The sequence below is a fragment of the Psychrobacter maritimus genome (assembly GCF_904846345.1).
GTDB lineage: Bacteria > Pseudomonadota > Gammaproteobacteria > Pseudomonadales > Moraxellaceae > Psychrobacter > Psychrobacter maritimus.
The window spans coordinates 1-13,073 of record NZ_CAJHAJ010000002.1; the positions used below are offsets into that span (position 1 = coordinate 1).

General features: G+C 44.4%; 7 protein-coding genes and 1 pseudogene. 4 read left to right on the plus strand and 4 right to left on the minus strand.

The window, feature by feature from the left end:
* Nucleotides 1–617: pseudogene (locus tag JMX50_RS02890) on the plus strand (DNA polymerase III subunit gamma/tau); the annotation flags it as partial.
* A 235-nt stretch (nucleotides 618–852) separates the two neighbouring features.
* Nucleotides 853–1,752, plus strand: a complete 900-nt coding sequence (locus tag JMX50_RS02895; RefSeq protein ID WP_201565011.1) for a LysR family transcriptional regulator — start codon at nucleotides 853–855, stop codon at nucleotides 1,750–1,752.
* A 116-nt stretch (nucleotides 1,753–1,868) separates the two neighbouring features.
* Here JMX50_RS02895 and JMX50_RS02900 read toward each other — a convergent pair whose 3' ends face one another.
* Nucleotides 1,869–3,050 (minus strand): aspartate aminotransferase family protein, encoded by a 1,182-nt coding sequence (locus tag JMX50_RS02900; RefSeq protein WP_201628359.1) that lies wholly within the window; start codon nucleotides 3,048–3,050, stop codon nucleotides 1,869–1,871.
* 64 nt (nucleotides 3,051–3,114) lie between these two features.
* Nucleotides 3,115–3,327, minus strand: a complete 213-nt coding sequence (locus tag JMX50_RS02905) for a DNA gyrase inhibitor YacG (protein ID WP_068405332.1) — start codon at nucleotides 3,325–3,327, stop codon at nucleotides 3,115–3,117.
* A gap of 248 nt (nucleotides 3,328–3,575) precedes the next feature.
* Between JMX50_RS02905 and JMX50_RS02910 the strand changes: the two genes are divergently transcribed.
* Entirely contained in the window at nucleotides 3,576–4,238 is a 663-nt protein-coding gene (locus JMX50_RS02910) for a DUF938 domain-containing protein (protein ID WP_201628360.1), read from the plus strand.
* A 173-nt stretch (nucleotides 4,239–4,411) separates the two neighbouring features.
* Here JMX50_RS02910 and JMX50_RS02915 read toward each other — a convergent pair whose 3' ends face one another.
* Nucleotides 4,412–5,821: an ABC1 kinase family protein gene (locus JMX50_RS02915; RefSeq protein WP_201628361.1), complete on the minus strand. Its 1,410-nt coding sequence runs from the start codon at nucleotides 5,819–5,821 to the stop codon at nucleotides 4,412–4,414.
* Between the two features lie 503 nt (nucleotides 5,822–6,324).
* A complete protein-coding gene (purD, locus tag JMX50_RS02920; protein ID WP_201628679.1) occupies nucleotides 6,325–7,650 on the minus strand; it encodes a phosphoribosylamine--glycine ligase in 1,326 nt (441 codons plus the stop codon).
* A gap of 485 nt (nucleotides 7,651–8,135) precedes the next feature.
* Here purD and JMX50_RS02925 point away from each other — a divergent pair, with 485 nt between their 5' ends.
* Nucleotides 8,136–13,025 carry an NAD-glutamate dehydrogenase gene (locus tag JMX50_RS02925; RefSeq protein WP_201628362.1) on the plus strand — a complete coding sequence of 1,630 codons (4,890 nt, stop codon included), beginning with the start codon at nucleotides 8,136–8,138 and terminating at the stop codon, nucleotides 13,023–13,025.
* Nucleotides 13,026–13,073: the final 48 nt, after the last annotated feature.

Sequence of the window (13,073 nt, forward strand, 5' to 3'; positions counted from 1 at the left end):
AACCTGTTGTTGAGCCTGAACCTGTTGTTGAGCCTGAACCTGTTGTTGAGCCTGAACCTGTTGTTGAGCCTGAACCTGTTGTTGAGCCTGAACCTGTTGTTGAGCCTGAACCTGTTGTTGAGCCTGAACCTGTTGTTGAGCCTGACGCAAATGATTCTCAATTAACTGCGCAAGCTGATGATCCGCGTACCTTGTTACGTTGCGCCCCGCAACCGTTGACGGGCGAGTGGACGCCAGACAAATGGGATTATTGGTTACAATGTGCGCGTGAAGCTGGTAGTTTGGCGCCAGATGAACTGGCACTGGCGCGTCAAGGTATGATGACTGGCTACTGTAATGATAAAGCTGTCTTTGTCACCGCAGTGGATAGCAAGCATTTACAAGCCACCTTTCAGCAGCTGGCGGCAAAACTGCAAGAACAATTTACGCAAGCAGACATCAGCTTGCAGATAGATAGCAGTATTATGCAAGCCGACGATAAGACGCCTGAACGTCGTCAGCAAAAACGCCTCATACAAGCCCGTGCAGTGGCAGAGTCTAGATTGCTCAATACGCCCGTCATGCAATATTTGACTGAGCGCGGCGAAGGAAAAATGGGCAAAGTTCAGTTATATTAAACAATCAGTAGTTTTATAATGGTTGTTATTTTAATAGTTAGATAATTACTAAACCTATTATAGTGAATAAAATATCAAGGCGAGATTATGTTATCGCCTTGATATTTTTGGTTTTATTAAGCAGTAAATCTGCTTTATTGACCGTCAGAGGTATATTAAAAAACTGTAAGATTTATGATAATCGGCTATAATGGTTAAGTTATATTAAAAACTAAAAAGCAGCTTAGGTGAGAATATGTTAGATAATTTACGTGGTATGGCTGTGTTTGCCAGTGTGGTCGGACACGGCTCTTTTAGTGGTTCAGCTCGTGAACTGGGTATTACAACCAGTGCGGTTAGTCAGCAGATACGTTCTTTAGAAAATGAGCTGGGCGTGGTGCTCCTGCATCGCTCAACTCGTAAGCTTAGCTTAACAGAAGCGGGTGCCAGCTTTTATGAAGCGGCAAAAGACGTGGTTAGCGCTGCTGAGCAAGGACGTATCAAGGTCAATCAATTACGTGATGAGCTGGCTGGTAGCTTGCGTATTGCAACGACGCCTGAGCTGGGTGTACATCATATTTTGCCGGCATTATCGACTTGGATGTCTGCGCACGACGACCTTAGCATTACGTATTTCGCCGACAATCATTATATCGACATGATCGATGAGCGCATTGATATTGCGGTACGTATGAGCCCAAATATCAATGATTCAACGTTAAGCAATCATCCGTTATCTGATGTGCGTCAATTGTTGGTCGCCTCACCGCAGTATTTACGTCAACATAAAAAGATTGAAACCCCAAAAGATTTGGTAGATCATCAATTGATTTGCATCGATCTTATGAAAGATGCCAATCATTTAGAGCTGTCCCAAACGGAAACGGGTAAAAAAACCCGCATTAAGATGAATTCACGTATTCATACCAATAACGTCTTTATGGCGATGACCTTGGCAAAAGAAGGTCATGGCTTGATTCGAATCATGGAAATGGACGTCAAAAAAGAGCTTGAAAACGGCAATTTAGTCGAAGTTTTGACCGGCTATCAGCTGCCAAGTTTCGTGTTATATGCCGTCACTTTAAACCGTGATCAGCAGCCTGCAAAAATCACCCGCTGCTTAGAGGTATTAAAAAAGTACTTTCATGCCAATTAAACTAAGCGCTTAATAACATTTAATTTAAATTACTTTTAAAGTGTTAAAAAGCAAAAAGCCTATAGATAACTTATCTATAGGCTTTTTTAGCTTTAAACTTTGATTAAATCAATCGTTTAAAATGAAGGCTTTAATAAATTAACCAAGCGCTCAACCACTTGTGAGCTTTCATCACGGGTCATATTGAGCGGCGGCAATAGACGAATCACATGCCCACCTGTGACGTTGATGATTAATTTTTGTTCATCACGGGCGCGGTCAACCAATTTACTACAATCCATCTCGTCAGGGAGCGCGATACCAATCATCATCCCAGCGCCGCGAGTGCTGACGCCATATTGTCCAAGCGCCTCAACCACACCATCACGGATAAACTGTCCTTCGGTGACGGCATTGTCCATGATATCGTCATTGGCAAGCACCTCATAAACGCTATGTACCACGCGACTTGCTAATGGCGTGCCACCATAGGTTGAGCCGTGACTACCGGCGCCAAACAAGCCATTGGCGCGACCACGCACCATGCAAGCGCCTACTGGAAAGCCATTACCTAAACCTTTGGCAGTGGTTAATACATCAGGGCGAGCATTGCTATGCTGATAGGCAAAGTATTTGCCCGTACGACCGTTACCGGTTTGTACTTCATCGAGCATAAATAACCAATTATGGCTATCGCATACGGCTTGTAATTGCTCAAGGTAAGTAAAGCCATTCGCTGCGGTATTCAAACCACCTTCGCCTTGGATAGGCTCGACAAATACCGCACAGATATCATCATGGTCTTGAGCTGCTTGTTCAATCGCGGCGATATCACCAAAAGGCACACGGATAAAATCTTCATCCAAGGTATAAAAACCTTCACGTGCTTTAGGGTTGGCAGTTGCTGATAACGACAGCAAGGTACGCCCATGAAAAGAATGTTCCATGACGATGACTTTTGGGCGTTTAAAACCTTGCTGATGCGCATAGAGTCGTGCCAATTTTAATGCTGCTTCGTTGGCTTCAGCGCCACTATTGGCAAAGAATACGCTGTCCATTTGTGCCGCATTACATAGGGCTTCGCCAGCGCGCTCTTGCCAATCAATACCAAATAAATTGCTGGTATGCACCAAGGTTGCCGCCTGCTGCTGAATAGCCTCAGTCACCTTTGGATGACAGTGTCCTAAGCCGCATACTGCGATACCCGTCAAGGCATCTAAATAAGGCGTCTCATCTTTGGTATAAAGCCAACTGCCTGAACCGCGGGTGAAGCTGATTGGTTGACGATTATAAGTGGGCATCAGGTAAGTAGCAGACATGTAAAACATCCTTGGGATAATAAAGAGTTAAAGGGTTAAAAGTTTAACGGAAATAATTAGATGATTAGAGCTCATCAGAAAATGGCGTCGATTCGGCAGGTAAGGTGTATTCTTCACTTGCCCAAGCGCCTAAGTCGATAAGCTTGCAGTGATGACTACAAAATGGCTTATATTTATTGTCTTGCCAAGCAGTTTGATTGCCGCATTCTGGACAAGGATAGGTTTTGGGTAAGGGGTTGGTATTGTGGTCGCTGTTGCTAGAAGTAGATTCAGTCATAATAAAAGTGGGTATATCCTATGGGCTATCAATAAATGCTGTCATTGACAACAGCACTGCTCATCAATAGCGAGTATGAATAAAGGTTGTAAAACCAAGACGTCATCTAACGACAATTATTAATTGCATTGAGCAATTAATAATTGTCGTTAGATGAGCACGGTCGTTATATTACTATTGGGCTGGATTGACTATATAATAGCATGTGGTCGAATAATGACAAATGACAAATACCTTAAGGATAGTAGATGACTCATAATCTTGAGCTTTCACATCAGCAGCCGCGTGCCTTTCAACCACAAAAACTCTCAGCCCCACGTGATTTTATAGTGCCCGATATATTGATCAACGCTGAACTGCCTTTGGTGTTAGAGATTGGCGCAGGGAAGGGCAAGCATGCCCTTAGCTTCGCACTGCAACATCCTGATAAGCACCTGGTAGCTATAGAGCGCACACGTAATAAGTTCGATGCCTTTGCTAAATTGGCAGCGCAGCAGAAATCAAGCAATCTAAATGCGATTCATGCTGATGCCATTGCTTGGATTGTCCATGCCATTGCGCCAAACAGTATCGAACGTATCTTTATATTATATCCCAATCCTGAGCAACATAACCCTAACCAGCAGTGGTTAAACATGCCTTTCTTTGAGTTCTTACTTTCTCGTTTGCAGGTAAATGGAGAAGTGATACTGGCGACCAATATAGAAGCATATATGGATAATGCAGAGCAGCAAGCCAATGAGGTCTGGTGCTTACCGAATACGCGTCATAAAGTAGCTAGCGATAGTCAGCGCACACACTTTGAAGTTAAATACTTGGCGCGCGGTGAAACTTGCTGGCAGCTAAACATGCGTAAGCCTGAAGGTTATAAAACCAGATTCGATACATGGCAAGCGAGCAGTGAAGCATAGTAAGATAAATAGCCTAAGCATTTATATATACACTACGAAAGAATGATAAGTTAAAAAATAGAAATGTATATCCTCATCAAGATATCTATAAAAAATAGCCTAAGCAAATAAAAAAGCAAAATATAAAAAAGACCGCCACAAAAGGGCGGTCCAAAAAATATCACTTTCTCACCTTATAAAAAAGGCTTTACCAGTTTATTAGAATCCGTATGCGCATCTAGCACTGTCAAAAACGTATAAGCACCGATAAATTTTCTACTGATAAACATAAATTCTTTAGGCGGCAGATTGAACTCGAAAGACTGCATTGCTCGCGTCGCATCGTTTGAGAGGCGAGTATGCAATTTACTATTTGCCCAAATATAACGCTGCTGCTCATCCAAACAATCAAGAGGAATATCCGGATTCAATGCCGGGTCACTAAAAGGTTCGGTGGCCAATAAAAACAATGAGGCAATATCGGAACGGACTTTATCACTCATGCTATCAAAGAAATCATAACCGGTCATAGCACGTTTCATTGCTTGATGGTCATGACGATATCCGGCTCGTAATAATCCGTGCGCAATCGTCAGTAGGTTGTTATCGAATTGGCGAATGGCTCCGAAATCTAGCAACACCAGTTTATCAATTTCGTGTTCGTCAGTAGCAACATGAACGAGGTAATTACCAAAGTTTGGATCCGTCTGCATCTCGCCCCAAACAAAAATCTCTTGCATCATGATTTCGATGGCCGCTTGCCCGATGGCATTGCGTCGCTCATGCGGCAATAATTGCAGCGCCTCAGAGACAACGGTAATACCTGGCTCATAAGACATGCATAACAAGCGTTTGGTTGAATAAGTGCGATTAATTTTGGGAACGATATAACGCGGGTCGTCAAATAAGCGCTCATAAAAACGCTCTGTGGTCGCAGCTTCCGCTTCATAGTCAACTTCATGATGTAGCAGGTCGCGTATCTCTTCAAACCAAGCATCGAGTGCACGTGTCTGCGGCACAATATTACTGACTTTTAATAAACGCTTAAATAAAGCCAAGTCAGAATTGATGGCATCTGCCACACCAGGGTATTGGATTTTTAACACCACTTGTTCGCCCGTCGCCAATACGGTTGCACGATGAACTTGGGCGAGGGAAGCGGTACCGATAGGAATAGGGTCGACGTCAAGCTCATTTAATTTTGCGCCCAATAACTGCTGTAATGTCTGCTCGATTTTTGGCCACGCTAAGGTTGCCGTATCATCATTGAGCGTTTGCAAGGCACGCGTGATTTCGGGTGGCAGTATATGCTCGCCATAAATCGCCAGCATTTGACCAATTTTTACTACCGACCCTTTTAATTTACCCAACTCTTCTGCCAGATAATTGGCCTGTTCTTCCATAAAAATTTGGTTACGTGCCGTACGGGCTTCTTTGTCCAAAAACATACCAGACACACTATTACCAGCCCAACGACGACCTATATTTAAGGAGGTTTTAGCAATAGACATCCGACGCTCAAACCCTGACGTTTTTAGGCTGTCGATGGACTGTCTGTTATTAGACTGCTTATTATTAGAAGGTCTAGAAGTATCATTTGCCATAAATATAATCATTCATCTGGTTGCTATTGATTTGCGGGTTCAAAACCGACAATACAAGGGAGATGCGACGTACTGGTACAAAATTGTATCATATAACGGGAGGTAGTTTGAGGCGCGTGAGCTTAGGCTGTCACTTACTTTGTAAGCTAAAACATGACTTTTAATGGGTACAGCGATTAGCGGCTCATCCTACTGATAGGTTAAGTCACTAAAAATCTGGCGGCGCTTTACTCTGATGACCTTTATTCTAACACTAAGCGGTCAAAGATAGATTTTTAAAAGCAATTGCTTCAAAAACAACCTATTGAAAAACGGTCATTAAAAAATAGATTAAAAGAATCAGGTAAAAGTGCGGTCAAAAAAATACGACCTAGCGCTACACTAGGTCGAATCATTATAAAAAACTCTGTAGGTTTTAAAACGGATTTCTTAAAGCAGAACTTTTAAAACGCATCTTTTAAAGCAGAGCTTTAAAATCTAACGTTTAAATCAGCTCAGCTGTATCAAACGTTTTCGCGAGCAATCGCATGGTGACCAATATCACGGCGATAATGCGCACCATCAAAACTAATCGCGCCCGTCACTGTCAATGCTGCTTGCTGCGCATCAGAGATAGTGTCAGCCAATGCCGTCACGCACAATACACGCCCGCCGTTGGTCACGACTTCTTTTTCATTGCTAAGCGCATCTTGATTAGAGAAAGCCGTGCCAGCATGGAAGACTTTTACCGATTTTTTATTATCACTATCTAATTCTGGTAAGCCTGTAATCACATCACCTTTTGATGAGGTTTCAGGATAGCCTTTTGAAGCAACGACAATACCTAGAGCAGGGCGCTCATCCCAATTGGCTTCGGTTGGTAATTTACCCTCTAACCCTTGTGCGACTAACTCAACCATCGATGATTGCAAGCGCATTAAAATAGGCTGTGTTTCTGGGTCGCCAAAACGGCAGTTAAACTCAATCACATACGGGTCGCCCGCATCATCAATCATCAGCCCAGCGTATAAAAATCCGGTATAAGGATGACCCGCGGCTTTCATCGCATCAACAACAGGCTGGATGACTTTTGCCATCACCTTGTTATGAACGTCTTGAGTAACGACTGGCGCAGGAGAGTAAGCACCCATGCCACCGGTGTTTGGCCCAGTATCGCCTTCAAAAGCACGCTTATGATCTTGGCTGGTTGCCATCGGTAAGATGTTTTCACCATCTACCATGCAAATAAAGCTGGCTTCTTCACCTTGCAAGAATTGCTCAATAACCACGCGGCTACCAGCATCACCAAATTTATTGTCAGCAAGCATATCGTCAATCGCTTCATGCGCTTGCTCGATGGTTTCAGCGACGATAACGCCTTTGCCCGCAGCAAGACCGTCGGCTTTGATAACAATCGGCGCGCCTTGCTCATCGATATAGGCTTTAGCAGCAGTAGCGTCCGTAAACCCTTGATAGGCAGCCGTTGGAATATTATTTTGCGCCATAAACTCTTTAGCAAAAGTTTTTGAGCCTTCGAGCTGCGCACAATAAGCGGTTGGACCCCATGCTTTGATACCAGCTGCACGGCAAGCATCGACGATACCCGTTACCAATGGCGCTTCTGGACCAACAATCACCATGTCGATAGCGTTATTTTGGCAAAATTCGATGACCGCACTGTGTTCATCAGCATCGGCTGCATCTTCTAACAGGACGTTTTGGCATTTGGCTTCAAGGGCAGTGCCAGCATTACCGGGCGCAACATAAATGTTTTGTACGTTGTCGTCTTTTGCACACTGCCATGCTAGTGCATGTTCGCGACCACCTGAGCCAATCACCAAAATATTCATCATACGTCTTGCCCTTAGCATTAAAAGTCATAATATTGAGTGAGTATTGAGCCAGTAAAATACGGTTCAATATAGTGCGGTATTCTAACAAAAAAACGCCGTGATTGTCATGAGTATCCACCTGCCAGCAAGTATTAGACTACATTAGAATGGTATTGTCTCATTATTAAAGGTTATCGACATCTTCGTGATTCATGAAATGATGTTGTACGCTTTAGCTATGCGCTGAGGTGCGTTACACTTTGATAGATTGGCAGTAGTAAAGAGTAGAAATAATAAAGACCAGTAAATGGCTATTTATGCCATTTAAGTCATGGAATGCCAATAAATGCTAAATAAAATATTAAAAAAAGGGGAAATTAACTGTATACCAGATAGCTAAGTGTCATGTTAAACCGGCTAGCTATGTTAAATAAGCAGTCAGTAGAAATAACTCATTCATAGAAGAAACGAGAACAACAAACTTATAACAAAGGACAATGGATATGCCTAACACCCTAAATATCGCAAAAGAGCGGATCAGCCAGATAAGCGATATTGCCACCAGTTATGTGCAACAGGACAAATCATTATTTGACCATTTTATTCATAGCTATTACCAGAGCTTGCACCAAGAAGCCGCCAAAGATATCAGCAATATTGATTTGGCTGGAATGGCGCTACATCACTTTACCCTTCTAAAAGCCTATGATGGCAGTCAGCCGCAGCTCGCTATTTTAAACCCAATAGCCGAAGAGCAGCATTTTCATAGCTCTCATACCGTTATTCAAATAGTCGCTTACGATAGACCCTTTTTAGTAGATACGCTTTTGATGAGTCTAGAAGCGGAAGGTATCGATGTCCATCGTACTTACAATATTATTGTGAGTGTTGAGCGCGATGAAAATGGCAACATTAGCCATATCGAAAGCGCGCATGAAAGTGACACCTCAAAAATGTCTTTGATTCATTGTGAAATTGCTTATCAAAACAATGATGAGTTGGCGGCGCTACAACAAATGCTGCTCGCAAAAATAGATACCCTTGATGTCGTCGTTGATGATTGGCAAAAGATACGTGCCAAGCTGACGGATATAAAGGCGGAGCTGGCCGGTCAAAATTTACCAGAAGTGTTTTATTCACAGCAAGAGATTCAAGCGTTTTTGGATTGGGTATTGGAAGATCGTTTTATCTTTTTAGGCTATCGCGAATACCGCTTAGAGGGCGGTAGTTTCATTAATATACATGACGATGTGAATAATAAGAGCGATACAAGCAACCATAAAATCAGCCACAAAAATAATGACAATGCCAATTTAGACTTATATGCCATTGGCGATAGCGGTCTTGGGCTATTGCGCGGTGGTAGTGAAGATACTTTATCAAAGAGCTTTGATGAGCTGCCAAGTAACCTCAAAAAGTTACTAACCGAGCCACGTATATTGATGTTATCTAAATCAAGCCGTGTGTCACCGGTGCATCGTCCGGTATATATGGATTTTTTAGGTATTCATAAGTTTGATGCTAATGGCACATTGATTGGTGAATATCGCTTTATTGGGCTCTTTACCGCCCAAGCCTATCAGCTCAGTGTACAGCAGATTCCACTACTGCGTGAAAAAGCCAATAAAATCATGGCGATGGCAGATTTACCGCGAGACGGTCACGCTTATCATAAAATGATGCACGTGATTAATTCTCTACCGCGTGATGATCTGTTTCAAGCCAGCGTCGAAGAGTTATATCCTATCGTATCTGGCATTAGCCAATTGCAAGACAAGAAAAGCTTACGTTTATTTAGCCGCGTCGACCATTATCAGCGTTTTGTGTCCTGCTTGGTGTATATCCCGCGCGATAAGTTCAATACCGAACTGCGTATTAAAGTACAAAATGTCCTAAAAGACGCTTATGGTGGTATGTCATCTGGCTTTACGACGGAATTTAACGAGTCAGAACACGCCCGCGTTCATGTGCATGTGCGCACAGTCCCCGGTCAAGTAAATGAGGTCGATACGGCGGCGCTACAAGATAAGCTGTCGGCGCTGATGCAGTCATGGAGCGATCATTATCAAAAAATGCTGCTTGATAATGTAGGCGAGCAGCAAGCCAATGCCTTAATGCGCCGCTTCTTAAGCTATATTCCTGCGGCTTATCAAGAACGATTTGATGCGCGTACGGCAGTTGAAGATACCAAGCGTTTGGCGGGCTTGAGCGATGAGCAGCCCATGATTTGGCATTTATATCAGTCAACGGGCGATGCCAGCAATCAGCTACATCTAAAGCTGTACGGTCGCCAAGACCCTGTCATTCTCTCAAAAGTATTACCGGTGCTAGAAAACTTTGGCGTATCGGTCATCTCAGCGCAAACCTATGAGTTTGATTTGCCAGAGCAGTCGATTTGGATGCAAGAGTATGAGCTGGTATTGGAACATGTCGATACCATCGATATGCAAGTAGTACGCGCGCAGTTTGAAGACAGCCTAAAGCAAATTTGGGCAGGGCGTATCGAGAGTGACTCGTTTAATGAGTTGGTATTGACCACCAGATTAGACACTTATGATGTGGTCGTACTGCGTGCCTTGTCGCGTTATATGATGCAAGCAAAAGCCCCGTTCTCTAGTGCTTATATTCAGCAAACCGTAGTAAAAAACAGCGCTATTAGTGTCGCATTAGGCGAGCTGTTTGATGCACGGATGAATCCTATATACAGTACTGAGGAACGTGCCAGCAAGACCAGTCAAATTCAAGCGCAAATTACCACCGCATTGGCTGGTGTCAGCAGCTTAGATGAAGACCGTATCTTCCGTTGGTATTTGGACTTGATTAATGCCATGGTACGTACCAACTTTTATCAAAGAGAAGCGGATGGGCAACGTAAAGACCGTTTGTCGTTTAAATTCTTAGCGGCAGACATTCCAAACTTACCAAAACCCAAGCCGATGTTTGAGATATTTGTCTACTCGCCACGTGTCGAGGCGGTGCATTTGCGCGGCGGAAAAGTCGCTCGCGGTGGCTTGCGTTGGTCAGACCGTATGGAAGATTTCCGTACCGAAGTCCTCGGTCTGGTTAAAGCACAAATGGTCAAAAACGCGGTGATTGTACCGGTTGGCTCGAAAGGTGGGTTTATCGTTAAGACCAAAACCATGGCCGATGGTCGTGAAGCTTTCCAAGCAGAAGGGATTGCCTGTTATCAAGCGTTCCTCCGCGGTATGCTTGACGTTACTGATAATATTGTCGATGGTCAAATTGTCCCGCCAGCCAACACCGTGCGTCATGATGAGGACGACCCGTATTTAGTAGTCGCCGCCGATAAAGGTACCGCTACTTTCTCAGATATTGCCAATGCTTTATCAAGCGAGTATAACTTCTGGCTTGACGATGCCTTTGCCTCAGGTGGCTCGGTTGGCTATGACCATAAAGCCATGGGTATCACCGCGCGCGGTGGATGGGAGTCGGTCAAACGTCACTTCCGTATGCGCGGTATGGACATCCAAAACCGTGATGATTTCACCGTCGTTGGTATCGGCGATATGAGCGGCGACGTATTTGGTAACGGTATGCTCAGATCTACTCATACCAAGCTGGTCGCAGCCTTTAACCACTTGCATATTTTTATCGACCCAAACCCAGATACTGCCGCATCTTATGCCGAGCGTGAGCGTTTGTTTGAGATGCCGCGCTCGACGTGGGACGACTATGAAAAATCGCTCATCAGTCAAGGTGGCGGCGTCTTTTCACGTCAAGATAAAACCATTGCGATTAGCCCTGAGATGAAAGCGCTATTTGATATCAGTGAAGATAGCCTTGCGCCCAATGAGCTAATCAGTGCGCTATTAAAATCGCCTGTTGATTTGATTTGGAATGGTGGTATCGGAACTTATGTAAAAAGTGCTAATGAAAGTCACGCCGATGTTGGTGACCGCGCTAATGACGCCGTGCGCGTCAACGGTGGTGAGCTGCGTACGGCAGTCGTTGGCGAAGGTGGCAACTTAGGCTTTACTCAACAAGGGCGTATCGAATACGCACAAACGGGTGGTCGCATTTATACCGATGCCATCGATAACTCAGGCGGCGTCAATTGCTCGGATCATGAAGTAAATATCAAGATTTTACTGGGTAAAGTGGTCGAGCAAGGCGACATGACGCTCAAGCAGCGTAATGAGTTGTTAGAGTCTATGACCGACACGGTCGCTGAATTGGTGCTACGCCAAAACTATCTACAACCGCAAGCGCTTGAGCTTAGCCATCTGCGCGCCGCGGCAAACTTAAGCGACCATCAACGCTTTATTCAAATGTTAGAAGCTGAGGGTCGTCTTGACCGCGCGATTGAGTATCTGCCATCCGATGAAGAAATTGCCAAACGCCAAAAAGCGGGCACAGGCCTCACCAATCCTGAGCTGGCAATCGTCATGGCTTACGGCAAAATGTGGGTATATGATCATTTATTATCATCAGATTTACCTGATGCGCCGTACTTCGTCAATGAGCTGCGTCAATATTTCCCTGATGAGCTGGCATCACGCTTCTTTGATGAGATGAAAGAACATCGCTTGCACCGTGAAATCATCAGTACTTATTTGACCAATAGTATCGTGAACCGTCTGGGTATCGAAGCGTTATTCCGCCTACATGAAGAAACAGGACAAACGCTTGCCACCATTGCGCGCGGTTATGCGATTTCCCGTGACGTCTTCCATGTGTCAAAAGCATGGGATTTGCTTGAGTCGCTGGATAATCAAGTTGATGCGACCTTGCTGCTTGAGCTTGAGCTGCGTCTGCGTGACGCACTTGAAAATGGCGTGGTATGGTTTATCAATGCCTTTGGTCAAGATTTGCAAGTTGCCGATATGATCAATCGCTTTGAGGACAGTGTCGAGAAATTGACCAAAGCAGGTGGCTTTATCGAGCAGCAATTCTCAGAATACTTGCAAGAAGATACCACAAGCTTAATGGCAGATGATCTCTCTGCTAATGATGCGGCGATGTTTGCCATGTTGCCTTACCATGTCGATGCCCTAGATGCCGCGCTATTGGCTGAGCAGTATGAGCGCCCAGTTGATGAGATTGCGACTTTATACTTTGAGGCCTATCACGTCTTGCAGTTAGATTGGATGATGGATAATATCGCCACCTTACCGCAGCAAGATGACTGGGATCGCCGTGCGCGTCACGCCCTTGTCAACGAAGTCTCGCGCAGCTTACGCATGCTGATGGATACCTTATTGACGCAAGCTGATGCCAAGCAGGCCTTTAATGACTGGAAATCACGTCATGCCAGCCAGCTTGACGTCGTCACGGCAGAGATGCAAAAATTGGATAGCAATGATGAAAGTGCTATCAGCTTATCGACATTATCGGTGTTAATGAGTGAGCTTAGTGGCCTCGTAACTAAATAGTGAGCAAATACAAAGCTGGCTAAGTGTTTATATACAATAAGCACATCG